Annotated in this window: 24 protein-coding genes; 14 read left to right on the top strand and 10 right to left on the bottom strand. The window is 72.9% G+C overall.

The genetic code is table 11. The features are described 5' to 3' along the window. Nucleotides 1-68 precede the first annotated feature (68 nt). Nucleotides 69-662, bottom strand: coding sequence for an NADPH-dependent FMN reductase (locus ACFW9Z_RS23090; protein WP_384643938.1), 594 nt, complete (start codon nucleotides 660-662; stop codon nucleotides 69-71). A gap of 114 nt (nucleotides 663-776) precedes the next feature. Between ACFW9Z_RS23090 and ACFW9Z_RS23085 the strand changes: the two genes are divergently transcribed. Continuing rightward, nucleotides 777-1,610: a helix-turn-helix domain-containing protein gene (locus tag ACFW9Z_RS23085; protein ID WP_384643936.1), complete on the top strand. Its 834-nt coding sequence runs from the start codon at nucleotides 777-779 to the stop codon at nucleotides 1,608-1,610. 59 nt (nucleotides 1,611-1,669) lie between these two features. Here the strand turns inward: ACFW9Z_RS23085 and ACFW9Z_RS23080 are convergent, their stop codons facing one another. From ACFW9Z_RS23080 to ACFW9Z_RS23070, 3 genes are all read right to left on the bottom strand, one after another. After that, a complete protein-coding gene (locus ACFW9Z_RS23080; protein ID WP_384643934.1) occupies nucleotides 1,670-2,215 on the bottom strand; it encodes a DoxX family membrane protein in 546 nt (181 codons plus the stop codon). A 107-nt stretch (nucleotides 2,216-2,322) separates the two neighbouring features. Continuing rightward, a complete protein-coding gene (locus ACFW9Z_RS23075) occupies nucleotides 2,323-2,691 on the bottom strand; it encodes a DUF4180 domain-containing protein (protein WP_384643933.1) in 369 nt (122 codons plus the stop codon). Further along, nucleotides 2,684-3,172 carry a helix-turn-helix domain-containing protein gene (locus ACFW9Z_RS23070; RefSeq protein ID WP_384643931.1) on the bottom strand — a complete coding sequence of 163 codons (489 nt, stop codon included), beginning with the start codon at nucleotides 3,170-3,172 and terminating at the stop codon, nucleotides 2,684-2,686. Before ACFW9Z_RS23070 ends, ACFW9Z_RS23075 begins: the two co-directional genes overlap by 8 nt. Before the next feature lie 178 nt (nucleotides 3,173-3,350). Between ACFW9Z_RS23070 and ACFW9Z_RS23065 the strand changes: the two genes are divergently transcribed. The 4 genes from ACFW9Z_RS23065 to ACFW9Z_RS23050 all read left to right on the top strand — a co-directional run bounded on the left by ACFW9Z_RS23065 (nucleotide 3,351) and on the right by ACFW9Z_RS23050 (nucleotide 7,585). Continuing rightward, nucleotides 3,351-3,785 carry a hypothetical protein gene (locus ACFW9Z_RS23065; protein WP_384643929.1) on the top strand — a complete coding sequence of 145 codons (435 nt, stop codon included), beginning with the start codon at nucleotides 3,351-3,353 and terminating at the stop codon, nucleotides 3,783-3,785. A 289-nt stretch (nucleotides 3,786-4,074) separates the two neighbouring features. Continuing rightward, nucleotides 4,075-5,313, top strand: coding sequence for a lycopene cyclase family protein (locus tag ACFW9Z_RS23060; protein WP_384643927.1), 1,239 nt, complete (start codon nucleotides 4,075-4,077; stop codon nucleotides 5,311-5,313). Beyond that, nucleotides 5,310-6,026: a class I SAM-dependent methyltransferase gene (locus ACFW9Z_RS23055; protein ID WP_384643925.1), complete on the top strand. Its 717-nt coding sequence runs from the start codon at nucleotides 5,310-5,312 to the stop codon at nucleotides 6,024-6,026. The genes ACFW9Z_RS23060 and ACFW9Z_RS23055 overlap by 4 nt, the downstream gene beginning before the upstream one ends. Then, a complete protein-coding gene (locus tag ACFW9Z_RS23050; RefSeq protein WP_384643923.1) occupies nucleotides 6,026-7,585 on the top strand; it encodes an FAD-dependent oxidoreductase in 1,560 nt (519 codons plus the stop codon). The genes ACFW9Z_RS23055 and ACFW9Z_RS23050 overlap by 1 nt, the downstream gene beginning before the upstream one ends. Nucleotides 7,586-7,661: 76 nt before the next feature. On the opposite strand, the gene ACFW9Z_RS23045 is transcribed toward ACFW9Z_RS23050, so the two are convergent. The 4 genes from ACFW9Z_RS23045 to ACFW9Z_RS23030 are packed head-to-tail and all read right to left on the bottom strand — an operon-like array spanning nucleotide 7,662 to nucleotide 12,515. Next, complete coding sequence (locus ACFW9Z_RS23045; protein WP_384643921.1) at nucleotides 7,662-8,690, bottom strand: DUF5914 domain-containing protein; 1,029 nt, start codon at nucleotides 8,688-8,690, stop codon at nucleotides 7,662-7,664. Then, nucleotides 8,687-9,724: a phytoene/squalene synthase family protein gene (locus ACFW9Z_RS23040; RefSeq protein WP_384643919.1), complete on the bottom strand. Its 1,038-nt coding sequence runs from the start codon at nucleotides 9,722-9,724 to the stop codon at nucleotides 8,687-8,689. Before ACFW9Z_RS23040 ends, ACFW9Z_RS23045 begins: the two co-directional genes overlap by 4 nt. Continuing rightward, nucleotides 9,721-11,226, bottom strand: coding sequence for a phytoene desaturase (locus ACFW9Z_RS23035; RefSeq protein ID WP_384643917.1), 1,506 nt, complete (start codon nucleotides 11,224-11,226; stop codon nucleotides 9,721-9,723). The genes ACFW9Z_RS23040 and ACFW9Z_RS23035 overlap by 4 nt, the downstream gene beginning before the upstream one ends. Further along, the gene (locus ACFW9Z_RS23030) at nucleotides 11,223-12,515 is read right to left on the bottom strand and encodes a polyprenyl synthetase family protein (protein ID WP_384643915.1); all 1,293 of its coding nucleotides are present in this window, start codon (nucleotides 12,513-12,515) and stop codon (nucleotides 11,223-11,225) included. Before ACFW9Z_RS23030 ends, ACFW9Z_RS23035 begins: the two co-directional genes overlap by 4 nt. A gap of 398 nt (nucleotides 12,516-12,913) precedes the next feature. Between ACFW9Z_RS23030 and ACFW9Z_RS23025 the strand changes: the two genes are divergently transcribed. From ACFW9Z_RS23025 to ACFW9Z_RS23010, 4 genes are all read left to right on the top strand, one after another. Continuing rightward, complete coding sequence (locus tag ACFW9Z_RS23025; protein ID WP_384643913.1) at nucleotides 12,914-13,603, top strand: HemK2/MTQ2 family protein methyltransferase; 690 nt, start codon at nucleotides 12,914-12,916, stop codon at nucleotides 13,601-13,603. Next, nucleotides 13,587-13,910, top strand: a complete 324-nt coding sequence (locus tag ACFW9Z_RS23020) for a CDGSH iron-sulfur domain-containing protein (protein WP_384643911.1) — start codon at nucleotides 13,587-13,589, stop codon at nucleotides 13,908-13,910. The genes ACFW9Z_RS23025 and ACFW9Z_RS23020 overlap by 17 nt, the downstream gene beginning before the upstream one ends. Beyond that, nucleotides 13,910-14,917: an iron-containing redox enzyme family protein gene (locus ACFW9Z_RS23015; RefSeq protein ID WP_384643909.1), complete on the top strand. Its 1,008-nt coding sequence runs from the start codon at nucleotides 13,910-13,912 to the stop codon at nucleotides 14,915-14,917. The genes ACFW9Z_RS23020 and ACFW9Z_RS23015 overlap by 1 nt, the downstream gene beginning before the upstream one ends. Nucleotides 14,918-15,052: 135 nt before the next feature. Beyond that, nucleotides 15,053-15,229 (top strand): DUF6381 family protein, encoded by a 177-nt coding sequence (locus tag ACFW9Z_RS23010; protein ID WP_384643907.1) that lies wholly within the window; start codon nucleotides 15,053-15,055, stop codon nucleotides 15,227-15,229. 10 nt (nucleotides 15,230-15,239) lie between these two features. Here ACFW9Z_RS23010 and ACFW9Z_RS23005 read toward each other — a convergent pair whose 3' ends face one another. Together ACFW9Z_RS23005 and ACFW9Z_RS23000 are read right to left on the bottom strand one after the other, a co-directional pair. Further along, nucleotides 15,240-15,995, bottom strand: a complete 756-nt coding sequence (locus tag ACFW9Z_RS23005; RefSeq protein ID WP_384643906.1) for a transporter substrate-binding domain-containing protein — start codon at nucleotides 15,993-15,995, stop codon at nucleotides 15,240-15,242. A 110-nt stretch (nucleotides 15,996-16,105) separates the two neighbouring features. Further along, entirely contained in the window at nucleotides 16,106-18,520 is a 2,415-nt protein-coding gene (locus ACFW9Z_RS23000) for a polysaccharide lyase 8 family protein (RefSeq protein WP_384643904.1), read from the bottom strand. Nucleotides 18,521-18,870: 350 nt separating this feature from the next. On the opposite strand from ACFW9Z_RS23000, the gene ACFW9Z_RS22995 reads away from it, so the two are divergent. From ACFW9Z_RS22995 to ACFW9Z_RS22975, 5 genes are all read left to right on the top strand, one after another. After that, nucleotides 18,871-19,974, top strand: coding sequence for a substrate-binding domain-containing protein (locus ACFW9Z_RS22995; protein ID WP_384643902.1), 1,104 nt, complete (start codon nucleotides 18,871-18,873; stop codon nucleotides 19,972-19,974). 240 nt (nucleotides 19,975-20,214) lie between these two features. Continuing rightward, a complete protein-coding gene (locus ACFW9Z_RS22990; RefSeq protein ID WP_384643900.1) occupies nucleotides 20,215-21,522 on the top strand; it encodes an ABC transporter substrate-binding protein in 1,308 nt (435 codons plus the stop codon). A 114-nt stretch (nucleotides 21,523-21,636) separates the two neighbouring features. Continuing rightward, nucleotides 21,637-22,611: a carbohydrate ABC transporter permease gene (locus tag ACFW9Z_RS22985; RefSeq protein ID WP_384643898.1), complete on the top strand. Its 975-nt coding sequence runs from the start codon at nucleotides 21,637-21,639 to the stop codon at nucleotides 22,609-22,611. Continuing rightward, on the top strand, nucleotides 22,608-23,537 hold the full coding sequence (locus ACFW9Z_RS22980) for a carbohydrate ABC transporter permease (protein WP_384643896.1): 930 nt from the start codon (nucleotides 22,608-22,610) through the stop codon (nucleotides 23,535-23,537). Before ACFW9Z_RS22985 ends, ACFW9Z_RS22980 begins: the two co-directional genes overlap by 4 nt. Nucleotides 23,538-23,584: 47 nt before the next feature. Beyond that, the gene (locus ACFW9Z_RS22975) at nucleotides 23,585-24,571 is read left to right on the top strand and encodes a hydroxyacid dehydrogenase (protein ID WP_384644135.1); all 987 of its coding nucleotides are present in this window, start codon (nucleotides 23,585-23,587) and stop codon (nucleotides 24,569-24,571) included. Nucleotides 24,572-24,604 lie beyond the last annotated feature (33 nt).

The following is a 24,604-nucleotide window of genomic DNA, read 5'->3' as shown; positions in this document are numbered from 1 at the left end:
GGGGTGCAGGTAGGGGGGTGGGGGGCCTGCCGTCGCACACGCGGCGGAGGCGGCGGCAGGCCCCGTACTCAGGAGGGGAACGGCGCCGCGTGGCGCGCCGAGCGAAGTGCGGTCGCCCACCAGTCCAGCTGGTCGAACAGCGCCTTGGCGTACCCCGGGGTCTCGGGATCGAGGGGGCTGCCGTCCTGCCAGGTGATGAAGTAGTTCGGGAAGGCGAGGCACTCGCGGATGGTCACCGCGTGCAACTCGGTGAGGACGTTCTCCAGGTGCAGGGCCGCGTGCCGGCCGCCTGCCGCGCCGCCGTAGCTGACGAACGCGACGGGCTTGGCCGTCCACTGGGTGAAATGCCAGTCGATGGCCGCCTTGAGGGAGGCGGGGTAGCTGTGGTTGTACTCCGGCGTGACGATGACGAACGCGTCGGCCTCCTCCAGGGCCGAGGTCAGCGCCGCCATTCCGGCGGGGCGGGGGTAGTCGTCACCGGCGAACATGGGTGACGCGGCGGGCAGGGGCAACGGGATGTCGATGTCGGCCAGATCGACCACGGTCACGTCGAAGGCGCCATGCGTATCCGCCTGTCCGGCGACCCAGGAGGCCACGGTCGGGCCGAACCGGCCCTCGCGGACGCTTCCGATGATGATCACGAGCTTGTGCTTGTTGTCCATGGCCACCACGGTCCGGCCAGGGCGTGGGTTCCCACCAGGCCGTGGTCAGACTGGCCCCCGCAGGGCCACCCTGAGCGCTCCCGCCATCCCGGAACCGCGTCGTATCCTCGCGGCATGGGTTCGCCATTGGGGGATTTCATCCGTGCGAGGCGCGACAGCGTGCAGCCGGAGTCGTTGGGGCTGCCGGACTGGGGGCGCCGCCGGGCGCCGGGGCTGCGGCGCTCCGACCTTGCCGTGCGGGCGGGCGTCAGCGTCGAGTACCTGACCCGCCTGGAGCAGGGCCGTGACCGCAATCCTTCGGTGGCGGTGGTGCAGGCCCTGGCCGACGCGCTCGGTCTGGACCCGTCGGAGCGCGAGCACCTGCGCTATCTGTCGAAGATCACCGGCGGCGAATGCACCGCGCACACCCGGTCCGCGCCGCCGCGCCGCGAGGTCCGGCCGTCCGTCCTGGAGACGCTCGGTCTCCTCGAACCGGGCATCGCCGTGGTGACCAACCGGCTGGGCGACCTCCTCGCCCGGACCGACGGCTTCGAAGCGGTGACGAGGGGCACCGGGCTGCTCGACGCCGACCCGCCCAACCTCACCCGTTACGTCTTCACCGACCCCCGGGCCCGGGGGTTCTTCGCCGACTGGGACGAGGTCGCGGACGAGCGGGCCTTCGACCTGTGGCGCGGGCCCTCGTCCGAGAGCTTCGAGTGGTTCACCGCGGAGCTCGCCCCCCTCGCCGGCCCCGACTTCACCCGCCGCCTCAACGGCCATGTGATCCCGAGGAGGGGGCCCCTCCGCCTCAACCACCCGTCCGGATGCGAACTGGAGTTGGTCCGCGAGGTCCTCGAACTTCCCTCCGACGAACAGCAGTTGATCGTCCTCCTCCCGGCGGACGAGAGCACGGCACAGGCCGTCGACCGGCTGCGCGGCCGGTCGCCCGGCCGACTGCGGGCCGTCTGAACCATGCGCGGGTCCGTGCCGGGATGGCGGGGAGGACCAGGGCAGACGCCTACGGGTTCTTACAGATGCTTGCGGGTCGTTTCGACGGCGCCCGCGATGCCGTCCACGGCGCTGCCTGTCGCCGCATGCACCTGACGGGTGACGGCGTGGGAGGCGTGGCCCGCCGCACTGCGGGCGCGGTAGGCGAGCGAGGGCTTGCCGTGGGTGTCGGCGGCGGCGATGAGGAGTCCGCCGAGCAGGGACGCGTTCTTGAGGAACTGGACCCGCTGGGCCGCGCGCTTCTCGGGGTCCTCGATCGTCCAGTACCGGTGGGCCGCCAGGGTCGTCGGCACCAGGGTCGCGGCGAGGGCCGCCGACGCCAGTCGCGGCGTACGCCCCAGCGCGAGCAGGAGTCCGGCGCCGAGCTGCACGGCACCGTTGAGGCGTACGAGGCTCGCGGGATCCTCCGGCCACAGGGAGGTCCGGGGCGCGAGCAGGGCGGTGACACGATCGGTTACGGGCTCCGCGACGGGGACCAGGCGCGCGGGGTCGCGCACCGCGCCGTATCCGCCGCTGATGAACATCGAGGCCAGCAAGGGCCGGGCGACTCTGCGCAGAACAGTCATGGCCGTCGAGTGCCCCGCCCGGCGGGGAGCACACGCGTCCGTGCGGGTGGTGGACGCCGAGCGCGGCCGAGGGGCCGTCACCGGGCACCCCGCTGCGGGGTGTCCGATCACGGTTGGGCCAGACGGGCGGCCAGGGCGTCCAGATCGGCCACGAACCAGATGTCCCGGCCCCGGTTGGCCTCGCGGACCAGGTCGGGCAGGGCGGCGCTCGCCGTCAGATGGCGGGTGATGTCCCCGACGACGACCAGCCGCAGCCGGTAGTTGGAGAACTTCTGGAGGATCCCGCCGGCGACCCCGGTGCTCAGGTCGAAGAAGCGGTCGTCCAGCCGTTCCGCCGGGACCGCGACCACCTCCGCACCCTGGAAGGCCGGGCCGATCAGATGATCGAGCGCGTCCTGCACGGTGGCGATCGTGGGGCCCTCGGGGCCGCAGGCCAGGACCGGTGTCCCGTGGTGCTCCATCAGCAGGTCAGGCACGGTGCGTCTCCTGTCCGCCGTCGGTGGTGAACATGCCGTTGTCCGGGCCCAGCAGACCGTCGACCAGATGCAGCAGCTCGGCGGTGTCGGCGGCGCCGCCGAGGATCACGATCTTCATGCGGGCCCGCTCCCTGTCGTAGACCGTCTGGACGCGCAGAGGCTCCCGCGCGTCCCGGGGGGACTGCGCGCTCGCGGTGACGAAGGTGCTCAGCCGGTGTGCGGCGTCGGGGCCGACCCCGTCGACCTGCACGATGCTCGACACCTCCAGATGCCCCCGCCCGCCGGGATCACCGGAAGGCGCGTCGGTGGACGGGCGGCTGGTCAGGGCCTCGAAGTCCTCGCGGCTGATCCGGTACTGCTTGCCGATCCGGACGGCCTTGAGCCGCCCGTCCCGCACGTAGTTCCGAACGGTCCGCACATGCAGACCCAGCCGCTCGGCCACCTCACCGATCGAGTACAGCTCACGTTCCGCGCTCTCCATACGCCGGACTGTACCGAAAACAACCCTGTTGAAGGAACGATAGGGAATGTTGGAGAGTGTTGAGGGAGGGTGGGGATCCCTTGGTCCGGGTGGAGCCCCCGGCAGGTGTGCTGAGCCCCTGACGAGGAAGGTGGGGAGCGAACCACCGCTCGGATGCCGCATGCCGACCAGGAGATCCATGAACGCCGAAACCCGGCCGCCCGACCCACGGCACCAGCGCCCCGAAGGTGTCACCGACACCACCGTCGAAGCGCTCGGTGCCCTCTCGAAGGCGCTGGAGACCACCGAGCGTGCCCGGGGCGCCCTCTACACGTTCCACCAGCTCACCGGCAGCGCCGACCTCAGCCTCGACGACGCGGTGCGGCTGCTCCGCGAGGCCGGGCACGGGGCCCAGGCCGACCGGGTCGAGCGGGAGATCCTGGGCCGCAACGTCATCCCCGGCCACTGGACCTTCCAGATCGTCGAGGAGTACAACTCCACGTACTACGAAGCCTTCCGGACGGTCGAGCAGGAGATCCGGGGCGAACTGGCCGAGGGTCGCGACCATCTGTACGAGGCCGAGATGAAGGAAGCCCGCCGCACTCAGGGCCACCCGGACCACACCGCCGGCTAGCCGGTTGCCGGGTTTCCGGCGACCAGGTTTCCAGCGACCGGGTTTCCAGTGGCCGGGATTCCGGTGGCCGGGTTTCCGCATTCCAGTGGCGCGCGGGCGCGTCGCGTGCATCCGTCCGGCCCCCCGGTGCGGAAGGATGCGGTACCCGCCCAGCCGGGGAGGACCCCATGCCCGTCCGGCCGGAAGGATCCGTCCCCGCCCAGCCGGAAGAGTCCGTCCCCGTCCGGCCGGAAGAACCCGTCCCCGTCCGGCCGGAAGAACCCGTCCCCAGCCAACCGAGAGGGAAGCCGTGCCTGACCCCGACGTCGTCATCGTGGGCGCCGGAGCGGCCGGGCTGAGCCTGGCGTACCGGCTGTGCGCGCCGGGCGGCGCCGTACCGCTGTCGGTCGTCCTCGTCGACGCCCCGCCGGGACCCTTGAGGCCGCCGCCGCGCACCTGGTGCTTCTGGGAGCCGCCGGGCGGCGACTACGACTCCGCCCTCGCCGCGTCCTGGTCACAGCTACGGGTGCGGGCGGCCGACGGGGCGGCCACGGTGATCCGGCCCTCTCCCTTCCGCTACAAAATGCTGCGGTCCGACGCCTTCGAAGCCCTGGCAGACCGGCGGCTCTCCCGTGCGCCGGGGTTCCGCCGGATCGAAGCTACGGTGACCGCCGTACGCGACACACCCGACGGCGGCGGCGAAGTCCTCGCCCACGACACGCGGGGCGAACCCCTCCTCCTGCGCGCCCGCCGGATCTTCGACTCCCGCCCGCCCCACCGCCTGCCGCCCGCCCGCACCACCCTGCTCCAGCACTTCATGGGCTGGTTCGTCCGCACCGACCGCCCGGCCTTCGACCCGGCGACCGCCGACCTGATGGACTTCCGTACACCGCAGCCCGCGCGAGGGCTCTCGTTCGGCTACGTCCTGCCCCTCGGCCCGCACACCGCCTTGGTCGAGTACACCGAGTTCTCGCCCGCCCCGCTGGAACCCGAGGGCTACCTGCGCGCCCTGCGCCACTACACCCAAGAGGTCCTGGAGATCGGGGAGTTCCGGGTCACGGCGCAGGAGCGCGGTGTCATCCCCATGACGGATGGTCACTTCCCGTCCCGCGCAGGGCAGTCGGTGTTCCGCATCGGCACCGCCGGAGGCGCCACCCGCCCCTCCACCGGCTACACCTTCGCGGCCGTGCAGCGCCAGAGCAGGGCCATCGCCGCTCAACTGCGCGCCGGACACGGGATGCGGATACCCGCGCCGTACGGGGCGTGGCCGCGCGCGATGGACGCCGTCATGCTGCGGGCGCTGGACAGCGGCCGGGTGGCGGGAGCCGATTTCTTCACCCGCCTCTTCCGGGGCGTCCCCGGCGAACGGCTGCTCCGCTTCCTGGACGGCAGTTCGCGGATCCACGAGGACCTGCTGATCGGCCTGCGCACACCGGTCGTCCCGATGCTGCGGACCGTCGCCGAACTCCCCTTCAGGGCAAGACGCGAACCGCCCCCGCCCTCCTCCTCACCACGACCACCGACCGGCCACGAAGAGAGCACCCCATGACCCTGTTGCGCGGCGACGCACTGTCCGCAGCCTTCGACCACGGCTCCGCCGCCTACGACCGCCTCGTCGCGGCCAGCCCCGGCTACCACGCCCATCTCCGCCGATCCGCACGCCGGTTGGGGCTGCCGGACGGTGGACGCGGGCTGCGCGTGCTCGACCTGGGATGCGGTACGGGTGCCTCCACGGCCGCGCTCCTCGCCGCCGCCCCGCACGCCCGGATCACCGGCGTCGACGCGTCCGCGGGCATGCTGGAGCGGGCGGCGGCGAAGGCCTGGCCGGCAGGCGTCGACTTCGTGCACGCCCCGGTCGAGGAGCTGGCCGGACGGCTGCAACCCGACTTCTACGACGCGGTGTTCGCCGGATACCTCTTCCGCAACCTCGCCGACCCCGACAAGGTGCTCGACCTCGTACGCCATGTACTCGCCCCGGGCGGCCGCCTCGCCGTGCATGAGTACACACTCGGAGGGTCCCTGCTCCACCGTGCGGTGTGGAACGCGGTCTGCGCCACGATCATCCAGCCCGCCGGACGGCTCACCGGGGACGTCGAGCTCTACCGCCATCTCCGGTGCAGCGTGACCGAGTTCGACACGGCACCCGCCTTCGCCGCCCGGCTGCGCCGCGCCGGATTCTCCGACGTACGTGTCCTCCCGCTGCCCGGCTGGCAGACCGGCATCACCCACACGTTCGTCGGCCGCGCGGGGGAGGGAGCGTGATGTTCCTGCGGGACACGGGAACGGGCCACCGTCGCGGCCGCGACCGGCAGGCGGCCGTGGTGCCGGCCCCGGACGGCCGCACCCGGTTCACACGGCAGGAAGCCCCCACGGCAGCGGTCGTGGGCGGCGGCATCGCCGGGATCGCGGCGGCCACCCTGCTGGCCGAGCGCGGCGTACGCGTCACCCTCCACGAGCGCGAACGGAGCCTGGGCGGACGGCTGTCGGGGTGGCCGACCGAACTCGCCGACGGCACCACCGTCACCATGAGCCGCGGCTTCCACGCCTTCTTCCGGCAGTACTACAACCTCCGCGGCCTGCTCCGCCGGGTCGACCCGGGCCTCGACTCGCTGACCCGGCTGCCCGACTACCCCCTCCGGCACAGCTCCGGCCTCCACGACAGCTTCGCCCGGGTCCCGCGCACCCCGCCCCTCAGCGCCCTGGGATTCGTCGCACTCAGCCCCACCTTCACCCCGCGCGACCTGGCCCGGATGAACCCGCGCGCCGCCCTGCCGCTGCTCGACGTACGCGTCCCCGAGGTCTACGACCGGCTCGACTCCACCAGCGCCCACGACTTCCTCTCCGGCATCCGATTCCCCGAAGCCGCCCACCACCTGGCCTTCGAGGTGTTCTCCCGCAGCTTCTTCGCCGACCCGCGCGAACTGTCGGCCGCCGAGCTGGTGTTGATGTTCCACATCTACTTCCTCGGCTCCAGCGAGGGCCTGCTCTTCGACGTCCCCGACGAGCCGTTCCCCACCGCCCTCTGGGATCCCCTCCGCCGCTACCTGGAAGGCCATGGCGTCCACGTACGGACACAGACACCGGTCCGGCAGGTGCGGCCGCTGCCGGACGGCGGGCTCGACCTCACCACCGACGACCGCACCACGCGGTACGACGCCCTCGTCCTCGCCCTGGACAGCGGCGGCCTGCGCCGGGTCGTCGCCGCCTCCCCCGAGCTGGGCGACGCCGACTGGCGCGCCCGCGTCGAACGGCTGCGCACCGCCCCGCCGTTCCTGGTCTCACGGCTCTGGCTCGACCGGCCGGTGGCGTACGACCGGCCGGGCTTCCTGGGCACCAGCGGCTACGGTCCGCTGGACAACGTGAGCGTCCTGGACCGCTGGGAGGGCGAGGCCGCCCGCTGGGCCCGGCGCACCAGGGGCTCGGTCGTCGAACTGCACGCGTACGCCGTCGCACCCGACGCGGACCGGGGAGCCGTCCAGAGCGAGGTGCTGCGGCAACTGCACCGCATCTACCCTGAGACGCGGAGCGCCCGCATCCTCGACGAGCGCCACGAATGGCGGGCGGACTGCCCGATGTTCCCCGTGGGCGGCTACGCGGACCGGCCGGGCGTCCGCAGCCCCGACCCCGCCGTCACCGTGGCCGGTGACATGGTCCGCACCGGGCTGCCGGTGGCGCTGATGGAACGCGCGGCCACCAGCGGATTCCTCGCCGCGAACGCCCTGCTGGAGCGATGGGGCGTACGCGGGCAGACGCTCTGGACCGTCCCGCGCACGGGCCGCTCGGCCGCCCTGCGCCGGCTCGCGGCCCTGGGGGCCGACTGACCGGGGAGAGCTGCCGGGGGAGGCAAGGAGCGCGGCGGCCGCCCTTCGGGCGACGACGGCAGTTTGACGACAGGCCCTAGCCCGGGAACCGCCCGCTGTCGCGCAGCTCCCAGCGCCTCTCCGCGTACGCCAGGTCATCCCGCCACAACCGGCCCGCCGAGGCACGCATCAGGGGCCGCAGCAGCGGAGCGGCCGCCCGGGCCACCGCGAAACCGCGCCGGTCCGACGCCGCGACCAGCGCCTCCGTCACGGCGGTGCGCGGCCTGCCGTGCGCGTCAGGGGCCAGGGGAGTGGCATGCGTCTCCACCACGGACCCCGCGCCCTCGCCCGCGACGATGTGCATGACGACCGTACGGGGCTCGGGTGCCGTGAACCGCGCCCGGACCGGCACCACCAGACGGCCCGCCACCTTGAAGGACACATCGACGGTGAACCCGTCGTCGTCCGCCGGGTCGCCCTCCGCGCCGTCCGAGGGCGTTCCAGTGACGGTCAGGTCCACGAACGAGTACGGGTGGAACCATGCCCCGTGCCACGGGTCGAGCCGGTTGGCCACTACGTCCTCCGGCTCGCAGCGGCCGACGCCCGAGTAGACCGCCTCCACGGCGTCCCGGACCTTCGGCCGGACCGGAACGTACGGCCGCTCCGAAGGCGTCTCGCCGCCCACCGCATCGAGCCGTACCCAGAGCAGCACCCCGTCGTCGAAGGCCGGATACGGCTCCCATCCGGCGAACGGGCCACCGTCCAGGGCCAGTCCGTGCCAGTGGCAGACCAGCGTCCCGCAGCGGACAGGGCTGTCGCGCAGCGGCGCCCCCAGGTGCGGGCAGGCCCCCGGACCCGCGCGGAGCCTCCCCTCGCCGTCCCGCCACGCGACCACTTCGGTGGCGGCGACCGTCACCCCGAGGGTCCGCCCGGGAGGGAGGGCACGCGAGGCGCCGACGACGTACCAGTTGCCGGACGGACGGCCCTGCGCGCGCTTGAGGGCGTCCGCGATGAGCCCCGGTTTCGCCTCCCGCCACGTGGGCGCCTGCCGCTCCCACGGGACGGGCGCCCGCCGCAGCCGCAACGGAACACGGCCGGGGCGGGGACGTCCTGCCGCCGGGCTCATACCGCCTCCTCCCGTACGGGGGTTGCGGTGCGGTCCACCACCCGTGGCCGGGACGGCTCGGAGACGTACGCCCCTGCCTCGACCGCTCCCCGGCGCAGCCTCCTCCTCCCCGCGCGTACGGCGACCGCCCGTACCAGCCCGTCCAGCGCCACGGCGGCCCGTCGTCGGCGCGGGACGACCGCCCGTCGGTGCAGGACCGCGTACCCGTCGGCCTCGATCGCGTCGAGAATGCCGCTGTACAGCACGAACGCCGTACGGATGCACGGCCGCGACACCGGATCGAGCATCGCGACCCCGGGCAGGGCGTCCCGGTACACGGCCCGGTTGTGGGACGCGGCGGCCCGCAGGACATCGGTGATCCGCCCGTCCCGCGCCCCCGTGCTCCGGCTCCATTCGAAGCGCTCCCGGTCCACCCCGTGCGCGGCCAGCAGCTCGGCCGGGAGATAGAGCCGGCCCCGGTCCAGGTCCTCGCCCACATCCCGCAGGAAGTTGGTGAGCTGGAAGGCGACACCGAGCGCGGCCGCATGCGGAGCGGCCTCCTCGCGCGGCCCCACCGTCCCGAGCACCGGGAGCATCTGGAGGCCGATCACCGCGGCCGAGCCGTGCATATACCGGCCGAGCTCCTCGTACGAGGCGTACCCGCCGACCGTCAGATCGCTGCGCATGGACGACAGGAACGCCGCGAAGTGCCGGTGGTCGATCCCGTAACGCCGTACGGTGTCGGCGAGCGCGCGGATCACCGGCTCGGTGGCCCGGTCCCGCCGCAGCCCCTCCGCCAACTGGGCCTCCAGCGCGAGCAGGGCGCGGGCGCGCTCCCCGGGGGCGGCCGAGGAGTCGAGATCGTCCACGATGTCGTCGGCATGGCGGGCGAAGCCGTACAGCGCGTGGACGGCCGGGCGCCGGTCCACCGGAAGCAGCCGGGTGGCGAGGAAGTACGTCCTGCCGTGGCGCGCGTTGAGCTCCCGGCAGCGGGTGTACGCCGCGCGGAGTGCGGGTTCACGGATACCTGCGGCGTCGAGTTCACGGACGGTCATGCGGCGGTGCCTCTCCAGTCGGTACGGGGGCCGGTGATCCTCTCCGCCGCCAGCTTCCCGGAGATCAGCACGGTCGGCACGCCGACGCCGGGCGTGGTGCCGCACCCCGCGAGGACGGCGTTGGCCGTGCCCCGCACCAGGTTGCGCGGGCGGAACGGGCCGGTCTGGGGGAAGGTGTGGGCCACGGAGAACGGGGTGCCCGCCGCATGCCCCTGCGCGGTCCAGTCGACCGGCGTGACCAGCCCCTCCTCCTCGATCGCCGCACCGAGACCGGGCATCTCGCGGCGCTCCAGCTCGGCCAGCAGCTCGTCCCGGTAGCGGGGCCCCAGCTCCCGCCACTCCCGTACCCCCGGCCCGGTCTCGGTGTTGGGGCAGGGTGCCAGCACGTAGTGGAGGTGCTTGCCCGGCGGGGCGAGGGAGGGGTCGGTCGCGGTGGGCCGGGTGATGAGGAGCGAGGGGTCCGACATCAGCTCTCCGGTACGGGTCAGTTCGCGGAAGGTGCTCTTCCAGGCCGCGCCGAAGGAGATGGTGTGGTGCGCCAGATCAGGCCAGGTGCGGTCCGTGCCCGCGTGCAGGATCACCGCCGACGGGGAGTGGCGCAGGGGGAGCGGCCGGTGGGGGCTGCGGCCCAGCAGCCGGTAGGCGATGGGGAGGTCGGGGGTGAGCACCACCGCGTCGCAGGGGATGCGCTCCTGGTTGGTGACGACGGCGGTGACCCGGTCACCCGAACGCTCCAGCCGGGTCACGGACTGCCCGTACCGGAAGGCGGCGCCCGCCTCGGCCGCCGAGTCCGCCAGCGCCCGCGGCAGTGCGTGCATCCCGCCCTTGGGGAAGTACACCCCGGCCACCGTGTCCATGTAGGCGATGACCGCGTACGCGGCGAGCGCCCGGGCCGGCGGGACGCCCGCGTACAGCGCCTGGAACGAGAAGACCCGGCGCAGCCGTTCGTCCGAGACGAAGTGCCCGATCCGCGCGTCGAGCCGGCCGAAACCGCCGAGGGCGGCGAGCCGGACGAGGTCGGGATGGGCGAGCTGGAACGGTGAGTCGAAGTTGGCGTCGATGAAGCGGCGCATCTGCACGTGGTACAGGCGCTCCAGCCATCTGCGCAGCCGCCGGTAGCCGACCGCCTGCCGGGCGCCCGCGAACCGCTCGACCGCCGCCTCCATCGCGGCCCCGTCGGTGTGCACGTCCAACTGGCTCCCGTCGGCGAACCGGGCCCGGTAGGCGGGGTCCAGCGGGATCAGCTCCAGCCGGTCGGCCAGCCGGTCCCCGACCGCGGCGAACGCCTCGTCCACCAGGTCCGGCATGGTCAGCACGGTCGGGCCGGTGTCGATACGGAAGCCGCCCGACTCCAGCAGCCCGGCCCGGCCACCGGGCCCGGGGTCCCGCTCGACCACGGTGACCCGGCGGCCCGCGCCGAGGAGATGGAGCGTCGCGGCCAGCCCCGCCAGACCGGCGCCGACCACCACCACATGGTCGACGGGGCCCTTGACCGTGATCACCTGGTGCTTCCTCCTTCGGTCGCGGTCAGTACGCGGGCTTTCGTCGCCCGCCCGTGGTGCCCGCGCGTTTCGTCTGCGGTCGCGGTCGCGGTCGCGGTGGCGGTGGCGGGATCGGGGGAGCCGTCGGACCGGTCCCCGGAGACCGTGTGCAGCAGGCCGAGCAGCTGACGGCCACCGTGCGCCTCCACGTCGACGGCCTCACCCAGGCGGCGTACGGCCTGGTCGCGCAGGCGCTCCGCCTTCCGCTCCACATGGGCGTGTGCCCCGGTCGCCTCGAAGACACCGCGTACGTCCGCGAGATCGTCCTCGGTCAGGTCGGGGTTGCCGACGGCCCGGCCGAGGACGGCCAGCGCCCCTTCGTCGCCCGCGGCCTCGGCCCGCGTACGGGCGACGGCCAGGAGATAGGTCGGCTTGCCCTCGCGGATGTCGTCCCCGGACGGCTTCCCGGTCAGTCCCGGGTCGCCGAAGACCCCGAGCAGATCGTCCCGGAGCTGGAAGGCGAGGCCCGCGCACCGGCCGGCCGAGCACAGTGCGGCCGTGGTGCGCTCGTCGGCACCGGCCAGGGCGGCCCCGATCGCCAGGGGCCGCTCCACGGAGTACAGGGCGCTCTTCAGACAGGCGGTCCGCAGCGCCCCCGCCGCCGAGGAACCTCCGGTGGCCTGGCCGTGCAGGTCCAGGTACTGCCCGGCGACCATCTCGGTCCGCATCGCGCGCCAGATGGTCCCGATCCGCCGTCGTACGGGAGCGGGCAGCGCCGTCTCCGCCACGGTGTCGTCCGCCCAGACGAGCGCGAGATCCCCGGCCAGCACGGCGGCGGAGGTGCCGAAGGCGGAACCCCGCTCCGAGTCCGGCGAGAGCCCCGCCCGGGTGGCGAGCCCGATGTGCACGGCGGGCTTGCCCCGGCGCAGCCGCGAGCGGTCCATCACGTCGTCGTGGATCAGCGCACAGCTCTGGATGAGCTCCAGCGCGACCCCCAGCCGCAGCGCGGCGGCGGTGGACCCGGCGTCCGCCGCACCGCAGGCCCGCATTCCCCACCAGAGGAGCCGGGGGCGCATGCGCTTGCCGCCGTCCAGTGTGAAGGCGGCGACCCGCCCGGCCAGCTCCCCGGAGAACGAGGCGTCGATCTCCGAGGCCTGGGCGACCCGTTCCGCCAGGACCGCCCGCGCCGTACGCAGGACGGCGCCGACCACGTCCGTGTCGACGGCCCCGGCCCCGGCCGCCGAGGGGCCGGGGCCCGCCGGGAGCGGGCAGGCGGCGAAGGAGTGCTCCACGGCCTCGATACGGCCCATCTCACGTCCTTCCGGTCATGGAGGTGGCGAACGGTTCGTCACTCCTTCCGGACTCGTACCCCGTTCGGATGCGCTACGGCGGGACCGATCGATCGGGCGAGGTGCCGTACGGGGAACACGGGAAAGGCGAGCGCCGGTCCGAGATGATCACGCCGGCCGCACGCTCCCGGCGGAGAAACACCTGGGGACACGTTCCGGGGGACGCCACCCCGCCCGTTCGGTCTAACTCCGTGAAGGCGCTGACGTACAACACATCGCGCATCCCCCGGTCCGGGGCCCCGGAACGATCCCCGGTCACGCTGTGCGAACCCACGAATGGCGCCGCCGCCGGAACGAGCGGAGCCTTGACGGGTGGCATGCCCCACGATCCGCGCGTCCGACGCGTGCAGGAGGTACCCATGTCCGCTGCTGTCCCCACGCTGACCACGTCCCGGGGGCCGGGTGTCCGCACCCTGCCCGGTGTCTACGCACCGCAGCACGACACGCACCTGCTGCTGAGGGCCCTGGCCCGCGAGACCGTCCGCCCCGGCTCCGAAGTGATCGACCTGGGCACCGGCAGCGGCCTCCTCGCGGTGGCGGCCGCCCGCCGGGGTGCGCGTGTGACCGCTGTCGACGTGGCCCGCCGGGCCGTGCTCACCGCCCGGGTGAACGCGCTCCTGGCCCGGCAGCGGGTGAGCGTGCACCGGGGCGACCTGACGGACCCGGTGCCGGGGCAGACGTACGACCTGGTGCTCAGCAACCCGCCCTACGTCCCCTCGCCCCTCGGACCGCCGCCCCGGCGCGGGAACGCCCGGGCCTGGGACGCGGGCCACGACGGGCGGGCGGTGGTCGACCGGATCTGCGACGCGGCCCCGTACCTCCTGCGCGGGGGAGGCGTCCTGCTCATGGTCCACTCCGACCTCACCGGTACGGAGGCGACCCTGCGGCGCCTGTCGAGCGGCGGGCTGCGGGCCGAGGTCCACGACACGGCGAGCGTGCCGTTCGGGCCCGTCCTGATCTCCCGGCTCTCCTGGCTGCGCGGGCGGGGCCTCCTGGACGACCGCACCGACGAGGAGAAGCTGGTGGTCATCCGTGCCGAGCAGCCCTGACCGGCCCGACCGCCCCGACCGGTTTGACCGCACCGCGCGTACCACCCGCGTCACCCTCGGGGCCGAGGGGCCCCTCCTGGTGGAGGGTCCGGTCGAGGTGGTGGGCGACGACGGCACCCGCTACATCTCGCGCCGCTTCACCGCTGCCATCTGCACCTGCCGCAGGACCCGTACGTACCCGTGGTGCGACACCAGCCACCGACGCCGGGTGAAACCGGAACGGGAGCCTGCCGCCGACGAGACCGGGACCGATGAGGCCGACGAGACCGGGACCGATGAGGCCGACGAGACCGATGGAGCCGCCTGATGCCCGCCCACCGTGAACCGAGGCGACGGAGCCCCCCGCTGCCCGCCCCACGCGGACCGCTGTCCGGCGAGGTCATCGACGCCCTGCGCGGCGGCGCGGACCCCCGGGCCCACGCGGTCGGTGAGGCGGACCCCCTCGGTGACGACGTTCAGCTCGCCCTCTACGTCCTGTACGAACTCCACTACCAGGGCTTCGCCGACGTGGACGACGAGCACGAGTGGAACCCCGCCCTGCTCGCGCTGCGCCGCTCCCTGGAGGCACCCTTCCTCGCCGCCCTCCGCGCGGGCGCCCCCACCGACGGCGGTGCGGACACCGCCCTGGCCGGACTGCTGGTCGAGCCCGTCGGCGACGACGGCCGCAGCGTCAGCCACTTCCTGCACGACGACGGCGAGCTGTGGCAACTGCGCGAGTACGCCGCCCTGCGCTCGCTCTACCACCTCAAGGAGGCCGATCCGCACGCCTGGGTGCTTCCCCGGCTGTACGGGCGTGCCAAGGCCGCGATGGTGGCCGTCGAGTTCGACGAGTTCGGCGCCGGACGGGAGGCCGACATCCACGCCCGTCTGTACGCCGACCTGATGGCGGACCTGTCCCTGGAGACGGCGTACGGGCACTATCTCGATCTCGCGCCCGCCGATGTGCTCGCCACCGTCAACCTGATGTCCCTGTTCGGGCTGCACCGCTCCCTCAGGGGCGCTCTCGTCGGCCACTTCGCCGCCGTCGAGGTCACCTCGTCACCCGGCTCGCGGCGGCTCGCCTCCGCACTGAAGCGCGTCGGCGCGGGACCGGCGGCCCAGCGGTTCTACGACGAACACGTGGAGGCCGACGCCGTGCACGAACAGGTGGTACGCCGTGACGTCATCGGCGGACTGCTCGCCGACGCACCGCATCTGGAGCCCGACATCGCCTTCGGTATCGCGGCCACCGGGTTCCTGGAGGACCGCCTCGCCGCCCGGCTGCTCGCCGCCTGGCGCGGCAACTCCACAGCGCTGCGCGGTCGGCTGAACTGAGCGGCGGCGACGCGACGGCCTCCGCCGTGGGCGGTCACCGTACGTAACCGCACGAGATGCGATCCGGCCGCACTCCGGTGACGCTGGGGCTCCGGTCGCGCACGCAACGCCTGTTGCCGACGGAGGACACCCCCCATGAACCTGCCCGACACCCCGCTGGAACGAGTCCGCCGCACCCGTGAACGCGCCGAGGAGCTGGGCCGCGCCGCCGACCGCGCGACCGACCCCGAGCACCGGCAGCGGCTGCGCGAGAAGGCCCGGCGCCTGCTCCGCGAGGAGATCGAGGGCCCGGCGGGGCCGGAGGCAAGGTGAACCGTGGAGATCAGGAGGGGGAGTGAGCGGCCGGTGCCACCAAGGCGCCCTCCACACCGTGGCGCTCCAGCGCATCGGCGACGAAGCCGCTCTCCTTCATCTCCTCCACGAAGGACGCCAGCACTTCCTGTGCCGCCGTACCCCGCGCGTCCGGGATGCCCACCGCCTGCTGGATCACCATGAAACGCCCCGGCAGCACCCGTACCCCGGGCGCGCGCCGGGCCTCGGCCTCCAGCAACTGCCGGATACCGGCGGCCACTTCCACCTCCCCCTCCCGCACGGCGGCGAGCGCGGCCGACGCACCCTGCAGCCGCACGATCCCGGCATGCTCGATCGCGCGGGTCAGGAAGAGGTCGTAGGCGCTGCCCGAACCGACCGAGATACGGGTCCCCTCGCGGTCCACCTCCCCGTTCTCGGTCAGCGCGGACGACTCGGGCACCAGGTAGGCGCCCTCGATCAGCACGTACGGAGCGGTGAACAGCAGTCCCTCGCCGCGCGCCGGGTCGACGGCGAAGAACCCGAGGTCCGCCTTCTCCTCCCTCACCGCGTCCACCGAAGCGGCCGCCTTCTCGAACACCACCAGCTCGACCGGCACCCCGAGCCGCCGCCCGAACGCGTACGCGAGGTCGACCGACACCCCGACCGGATCGCCACCCGCCGGGCCCCGGTCGGCCAGGATCGGATTGCCGAGGTTGATGGAGGCGCGCAGCGTGCCGTGGGGCGCGAACGCGGGGACGAGGGCCGGGGCTATCTGCTGTCGGGTCATGCGCGCGAGTCTACGAGCCCGGTGTCCGGCATGATCAGAAGCGCCCGGCCCCGGTCACCTCGGCCCCCGGCCACTCGGCGCACCCGCCTGAGACACCGGGCGGGCTCTCGTCAGGACAGCCGCACCCTGACGGTCTGCGTCGCCCCGCGCGTACCGGAGAGGTCGCCGAACACCAGCCGCAGGGACGCTCCTGTGGTCGCGGACGTCACCGTCACCGGCTTCGAGACGACGGAGGAGACGGCCCTGTTCCAGGTGAGGGTCAGGCTCGTCCGCATCCGCATGGGGTCGCTGACGCAGATGGTCGCCGTGCCGTCGGCGTGCTCGGTGACCATGACGGAACAGGGCGCGTCCGCCACGAGAGGCCCGACGCTTCCGCCGAACCAGAAGTTGACGGCGGTCAGCCCGAGCGAGGGGACCGACACCCCCTGCTGGTCGTCGGTGTTGGCCAGCACCCGCAGCCAGTTGCTGTCGGCGGCCCGGGCGGCGGTCCGCTGCTGGGAGGCGCCGGGCAGCAACTGGTAGGCGTACGAGGCATCCGCCGGGTTCTGGCCGTGGTCGACCCAGAGGGTGAGATAGGTGCGGGTCAGCGTGTCCGTGGAACCGCCGGTGTTGATGTCCCGCCACCGCCCGGACCGGTTCTCGCGCAGCGCCTTCACGGTCGCCCCGCCCGGGAAGACGTAACCTCCGTGCCCGCCGAGATGGGCCCAGGAGGCGCCGGTCAGGGTCGCCGACCACGGGCGGGCGACGGGTTTCACCGAGCCGTCGACGGTGAAGGGGGCGTTGCCGACCGGGCCCAGGTTGCGGTTGTCGACGGTGGTCTCCACGGCGGCCCCGTCCTGGCAGCGGATGCCCGCGCCCAGGCAGACCACGGTGTCGTCCAGGAAGAACCACGACTTCTTCGCCAGCAGCGTGCTGGAGAGCCCCCTGAGGTACTGCCCCACCGCCGCCCGCTTCTTGTCGGTGACCCCGCCGACCCAGTTCACATCCGGGCGGGCGGCGCCCCAGTCGCCGCCCGCCCCATTGGCCAGCACCTTGCGCGAGGCCGTGGTGCCGGGGAGCCGGTACGGGTCGACGGTCGGCCAGAAGGCGTCGCTGTACTGGCCGTTGGCGAACGTGTCGCCCCACCAGTAGAGCATCCCGGACCCGGTGTGCCAGCCGCGCAGGTTCTCGCCGTTGCCGGTCTCGTAGTACGTGATCCGCCGGTCGGCCATGCTCAGGGCGGCGGCCCAGCCCGGACGGCGGTGGGTGGCCCGTGCCATGTCGGGGAAGAGGCGGTGGCCCTCCGGCTCGGGGAGCGGGGTGAGCGAGGTGTCGTCCAGCACGGACTTCAGGCGGGCCAGGGCGGTGAGGCCGAGGGAGGGGTTGCTCAGCGGCGGGCTGTAGTAGTCGCGCTGGGCCCAGCCCTTGACGAGCGAGCGCCACCGCGCGTTCTCGGCGGCCGAGGCGCCCCGGCCGAGCAGCACGATGGAGGCGAGGACCGGATGGCCGCGCCGGTGGTCGTCGACCTCGCCCCGGCTGATGGCGCGGCCCGCGACGGAGTCCATGACGAGCCCGTTGTAGAGGAACGGCGCCCAGGCGTTCTCCACCGCGTCGAACACCACCTGCCGCTTCGGGTCGGTCACCTCCCACGTGGTCCCCTTGAGCAGCGCGAACAGCAGCCCGAGCCCGCCGAGCATCACCGAGCCGTAGCTGCCGGTGTACGGCACGGTGGTGTGCTGGATGAACGAGCCGTCGGCGTAGAGGCCGTCGCCCTGGGTGACCAGCGGGAAGACCGGGGAGAGGGCGTCCCGGGCCAGGGCGAGCTTGGCCGCCGTCCCGCCGACGACCCCGCGCAGGGCCAGCACCCGGCACAGGTCGACCCGGTTCGCCCCGGTGCTCGTACCGGTGTACGAGGCCACGGCGGAGTCCGGTACGAAGTGGTCGACGGCGGCGCAGTACCGCCCGAGCTGCGCCGGGGTCAGGGCGTCGTACATCAGGACGCACACGTCCAGCAGCGCCTGGGGTGCGCCGATCTGCCAGCTGTACCAGTTCCCGTACCGCACCTGCCCGGCCTTGTAGACCTGGGAGTTGAGGTGTTCGAGGCCGGTGACGATCGCATCGCGCAGTGCGGAGTCGCCCGTCAGGCCGGTGCCCTGCTGCCGGTAGGCCTGGGCCATCGTGTTGAGGCGGATGAAGCTCTCGGCCATCCTCGCGGAGAAACCGAACGACTCGGGGTCCGTGTTGGGATCGGGGTCCGCGTACACGGCGTCCGGCCACAGCGACCCGTCCGCCGGGGCCATGGTGTCCAGCCGCTGCCGGGCCTGGGTGCCCAGCACCGCCAGCCGGCTCCTGAAGGGTTCGGCGGTCGGACTGAACCCCTCGCCGAGGATCAGGGTGCTCCAGGTGGCGCGCAGCGCGGCGTACGGATCGTCGGCGGCGGCGGCCGCCGCGGCGCGGGGCGCGGGCAGGACGAGGGCGCTGCCGCCTGCGGCGGTGAGCACGGCGGAGGTGGCGAGGAACGTACGGCGGGACCAGGCAGATGTCATGGGTGAGCTCCGGGTCGGGTGTCTCGTTTCCGGCGGAACCGGTGCGCCGAGCGCTGACCAGATCCCTGGATCCGACTGTTCTGAGCGGGCAGGGCACTTTCTAACAGCCGTCCGGTAATCCGCTCAATGACTTTGGCCGAATTGATCGTGTTGATCGCTTCCTCGGGGGTGTATGCCGCCGGCTCGGGCGGAACGGCCCACATCCTCGCGGCCGGGACGGAGTCGCCGGTGGGATCGTTTCGAGCGGATGTGATCGATATGGTTGAGGGGTGCCGGGACGGAGGCAGTGCGGCCCCCGCCCCGCGCCACCGGCCCCACCGCCACAGCCGTCTCCGAGACCAGGGGGATCCATGCGACTCCATGTCGACCAGCGCCACGAGCGGGTGCTCCAGCTCGTCCGCGAACGAGGCAGCCTCCGCGTCGCCGAACTCGCCCAGGAGCTCGGCATGTCCGCGGTCACCCTGCGCAGGGACGTCGAGACGCTCGCCGCCCAGGGGCTGGTGGAGCGGATGCACGGTGCCGTGGTCTGGCCCTCCGGGGCGCCCGGACCGGCCCCCGCCACGGCCGCGCCCTCCGCCGAAGGGCTTGTGGTGGGCATGGTCGTCCCGACCACCGAGTACTACTACGCGGACGTCGTGCGCGGCGCCCGGGAGGCGGTGGAGGCCGCCGGCGCACGCCTGACCATCGGGCTCTCCCACTACCTCCCCGACGAGGACGCCGCCCAGGCCCGCCGCCTCCTGTCCACCGGCGCCGACGGCCTCCTCCTGACGCCGAGCTGGGAGCACGGCCGCCCGGAGCCGGGCGAGGGGCTGTGGGCCGCCGAACAGGAGACCCCGGTCGTCCTGGTGGAGCGCTGGGCCCCCCTCGGCCACCCCGCGGCGGGCCTGGACCGGGTCCGCTCCGACCACGCCCACGGCGCCGCGGAAGCGGTCGCGCACCTGGCCGGGCTCGGTCACCGGTCCATCGCGCTCGCCGTCCAGGAGAGCCCCACCGCCCCCCGGCTCAGGGCCGGTTACGCGGCCGCCGTCACCGCCCTGGGGCTGAGCCCGGTCGCCGCCTCGCCCCTTGAGGACGCGCCGTCGCGCTCGGAGGCCGACCGTTTCGAGCGGACGCTGGAGTACCTGTGCGAGGGGGTGGCGAGCGGCAACGTCACCGCCGCGATCGTGCACAGCGACGCGGACGCCATCGTGCTCATCCCGCGCCTCCAGGCCCGGGGTGTGCGGGTGCCGGAGGACCTAGCCGTGATCGCGTACGACGACGAGGTGGCGAGCCTGGCCGACCTGCCGCTCACCGCCGTGGCGCCGGACAAGCACGCCGTCGGCGCGGCGGCGGCGAAGCTCCTGCTCTCCCGGCTGGGCGTGTCCGGCGACGGGTCCACCGGCCGCCGCCACCTCGACATCCTGCCCACCCTGCGGGTGCGGGTCTCGTGCGGAGCGGCCGCCGCCCGCTCCTGACGTGACGCGCCCTCCGCCGACGTAACACGCTCCTCCGCAGGCCGTACCCCGGGTCAACAGGCCCTGTGGGTACGGCTTTTCGCGTGCTCGGGTGCGGCAGGGGCCTGGTTTCCCTCCCCGCCACCTGATGATCGATTCGATTGAATTGGTCGTTTGCTCTTGACGGTGATCGGTTCCGCGCAAAATGATGTGTGCCGTTCGCCTCATCTCCCGCAGTTCGAGGTCCCGTAGGAGCCGGCCATGCCCTGTACGAACCGCCGCACCACCCGTCTCGCCCTCGCCGCGTCCGCCGTCTCACTGGCCCTGCTCACCGCCGCCTGCGGTGGCTCGGGCTCGGACGCTTCGGGCCCCGGCGACGGCAAGCCCGTCACCCTCACCTTCTGGTCGGCCACCGCGGGCGCCAAGGAGACGGCCGAGGCGTTCAACAAGACGCACTCCGGCATCCAGGTGAAGTTCTCGCTCGTCCCGGCGGGCCCCGAGGGCGTCACGAAGCTCTCCAACGCGGTCAAGGGCGGCAACGCCCCCGACATCGCCACCATGGACTACTCGGCCCTCCCCGAGTACGCCAGCGAGGGCAACCTGGAGAACCTCACCGCAAGCTCCGGCGAACTGGTGAAGAAGGAGTTCCCCGAGGCGGTCCAGTCCCTGGTCAACCTCGGCGGCTCCACCTGGGCCGTCCCCTTCGACGTGACGCCCATCCAGCTCTACTACCGCAAGGACCTCTTCAAGAAGTACGACGTCCAGGTCCCCACCACCTGGGCGGAGTACCGCAAGGCCGCGGAGAAGATCAACCAGGGCGACCCGGGTCTCACCATCACCAACTTCGGCGGCGGCGACCCCGCCCTCCTCTCCGGTCTCGCCTGGCAGGCCGGGGCCCAGTGGTACGGCACGAAGGGCGACGCCTGGAGGGTGAACATCGACGACCCCGCATCGCGGAAGGTCGCCGCCTACTGGGACGGCCTCCTCAAGGACGGCCTCGCCTCCAAAACCCCGCTCTGGGGCGAGGGCGAGACCAAGGAGCGCGCCACCGGCAAGGTCGCCACCATCATCGGCGCCGCCTGGAGCGCGGGGAACTTCCCCGTCAGCTACCCCGACAGCAAGGGCAAGTGGGGCATAGCCCCGCTCCCCACCTGGGACGGCACACCGAGCACCGGCATGTACGGCGGCACCTCCTACATCGTGCCCAAGGGCAGCAAGCACACCGAAGCGGCGGCCGAGTTCATCAAGTGGGTCACCACCGACCCCAAGGCCATGACCGCGCGCCTCAGCTCCCTCAAGACGCCCAGCAGCGCCCTGCCCGCCAACGAGGGCATGCGGGCCGCCGCGGCCAAGGAGTTCGACGGCTCCTACTTCGACGGCCAGGACGTCTACCAGCTCGCCGGTGAGGCGGCCGACACCATCCTGCCCGGCTGGACCTGGGGCCCGGTGCAGCAGCAGGTCACCTCGGCGCAGATGGCGGCCGGGGGAGACCACACCAAGATGCTGAGCGCCGGACAGGAGAAGGGCGAGAAGGCGGTCACGGACCGCGGCCTGAAGCTCGACAAATAGCCCGGCGCCCGGCCGGCGGGGCGCGTGACGGGGTCCAGCAGATCAACGGTTCCCACCGCCCCGCCCCCGGCGCCCGCCTCTCCCCGCCCGCCCAACCTGCCGAAGGAGCACCAGGTGGCAGCCCCCCTCACCCGGCCGGCCAAGACCCCTCCACGCCGGACCGCACCGCCGCCGGACGGCCCCGCCGCACCGAGAATCCCGGGCGCCCGGCGCGGACAACGCCGGGCCGTGGCCCTGTTCATGGTGCCGTTCTTCGCGCTGTTCACCGCAGTCACCGTCCTGCCGATGCTGTACGCGGCCTGGATGAGCCTCTTCCGCGAGGAGTCCTCCGGACTCGGATTCGGCGGCACCGAACGGGTCTTCGCCGGGTTCGGCAACTTCGCCGAGGCCCTCGGCGACGAGGCGTTCCTCCGCTCCTTCGGAAACATCGCGCTCTACTGCGTCCTGTACATCCCCGCCATGGTCGGCGGCGCCCTCATCCTCGCCCTGCTCGTCGACTCGACCATGGCCCGGGCCCGCCGCTTCTTCCAGATCGCCTACTTCCTGCCGCACGCGGTACCGGGCCTGATCGCCTCGCTCATCTGGCTCTACCTCTACACGCCGGGGCTCAGCCCGATCACCGAAGTGCTCGACACCCTCGGCGCGGACTGGAACTTCTTCGGCCAGGACGAGGCGATCTACTCCGTCGTCAACATCTCCGCCTGGCAGTGGACCGGCTACAACATGATCATCTTCTACGCGGGGCTCCAGGCGGTCCCGCGCGAGGTCCTGGAGGCCGCGACCGTCGACGGCTCCGGCGCCCTGCGCACCGCGTTCCAGATCAAGGTCCCGATGATCCGGCCCACCGTCGTCCTGACCCTCCTCTTCACCTGCGTCGGCGCCATCCAGCTCTTCGACGCCCCCAAACTCGTCCAGCTCCGCGCCAACACCATGGGCGAGGACTGGTCGCCGACCATGTTCATCTACACCGCGGCTTTCAAGGGCCACGACTACGGCCTGGCCGCCGCGAGCTCCCTGATCCTCGCCCTCGTCGCCGGCCTGCTGTCCTTCGTCGTCACCAAGCTCGGCAACCGGTGGAAGGCCTCATGAGCACCCAGACAGCCACCCCCGACGCGCCCCCGGCCCCCACGCCCCGCACCAAGGCCGGACGCCGGCCCTCGCCCCCGCCCGCCCGGCGCATCCGGGGGCTCACCTCACGGGTCATGGTCAACGGCATCCTGGCCGTCGTCGCCGTCTACACCCTCATGCCGCTCACCTGGCTGCTCATCGCCGCCACCAAGAACTACCGCGACCTCTTCGCGACCAACCCCTTCAGCCTCGGCGACTTCCACCTCCTGTCCAACCTGAACGCCCTCTTCGCGTACAACGACGGGCTGTACGGCCGCTGGCTGCTCAACAGCCTCCTCTACACCCTGGTCGCGGCCGTCCTCTCCACCCTGGTCTCCGTCGCGTGCGGCTACGCCTTCGACAAGTACGTCTTCCCGGGCAAGGAGAAGCTGTTCGGCGTCGTCCTCGTCGGCGTCCTGATCCCCTCCACCGTCGTCCAGCTCCCGCTGTACCTGATGGCCTCGGAGCTCGGCCTCGTCGACACCTACTGGGCCGTGCTGATCCCCAGCCTCGTCAACCCGTTCGGCGTCTACCTGGCCCGCGTCTTCTCCGAGGGGTACGTACCGGGCGAGGTCCTGGAAGCCGCCCGCGTCGACGGGGCGGGGGAGCTCCAGACCTTCACCAAGGTCGCCCTGCCGATGCTCGCGCCCGGCTTCGTGACCATCTTCCTGTTCTCGTTCACCGCCAACTGGAACAACTTCTACGGCGCGCTGATGATGCTCAACGACGAGCGGCTCTACCCCGTCAACCTGGGCCTGTTCATGTGGAACCAGAACGTCTACCAGCAGCCCGAGCTGTACCCCCTGGTCATCATCGGCTCCCTGGTGGCCGTCGTCCCGCTGATCGTCGCCTTCCTCTGCCTGCAGCGCTTCTGGCGCTCGGGCCTCACCGCAGGAGCCGTCAAGTGAGCAGCCCCGCCGCGTCCCTCCGCCCGCGCCCCCGCACTGTGCTGGCGATGAGCGCGGAGACCCGCGACGCGATCCTCCGCCCGGAAGCCCTGGAGCGCCTCGCCCGGATCGCTGACGTACGACCAGGCCTCCTCGTCACCGACTTCGGCGCCGACGACCCGGACCAGCGCGCCGCACTGCGGGACACCGAGGCCCTCCTCACCGGCTGGGGCTGCCCGCGCCTGGACGCCGCCGCCCTGAGCGCCATGCCCCGGCTGCGGACCGTCGTGCACGCGGCGGGCTCCGTGAAGCACCACATCACCCAGGACGTCTGGGACCGGGGCATCACCGTCTCCACGGCCGCCACGGCCAACGCCCTGCCGGTCGCGGAGTACACGGTCGCCGCGATCCTCTTCGCCAACAAGCACGTCCTGGAGAGCGCCCGCGTCTACCGGGAGACGAAGAGCCGGGTCAACCTCCTCCGTGAGTTCCCGGCCATCGGCAACTACCGCCGCACGGTCGGCATCGTCGGCGCCTCCCGCATCGGCCGCCGCGTCGCCGAACTGCTGCGCCCCTTCGACCTGCGCCTCCTCGTGCACGACCCGTACCTGGACGACGACACCGCCCAGGCCCTCGGCGCCGAGCGCACCGACCTGGACACGCTGGCCGCACAGAGCGACGTGGTCACCATCCACGCCCCCGAACTCCCGCAGACCCGCCACCTGTTCGACGCCGGACGGCTCGCCCTCATGCGGGACGGCGCGACGCTGGTGAACACGGCGCGCGGCTCCCTGGTCGACACCGACGCCCTGGTCAAGGAGGTGGTCACCGGCCGGCTCAACGCCGTACTCGACCACACCGAACCCGAGGTGCTGCCCGCGGACTCACCGCTGTACGAGCTGCCGAACGTCCTGCTCACCCCGCACATCGCCGGCTCCCAGGGCGGCGAACTCCACCGGCTGGCCGACGCCGCCGTCGACGAGCTGGAGCGGTACGCACATGGGCTGCCGTTCGCCCACGCGGTGGACCCCCGTACCCTCCACCAGCAGGCATGACCCCGCACCCGTACCTCTCCGCACCGCTCTCCC

This window comes from Streptomyces sp. NPDC059452, from assembly GCF_042750035.1.
Lineage (GTDB): Bacteria > Actinomycetota > Actinomycetes > Streptomycetales > Streptomycetaceae > Streptomyces.
The sequence above is the reverse complement of the archived record's forward strand: the minus strand, read 5'-3'. Positions and strand labels throughout refer to the sequence as shown.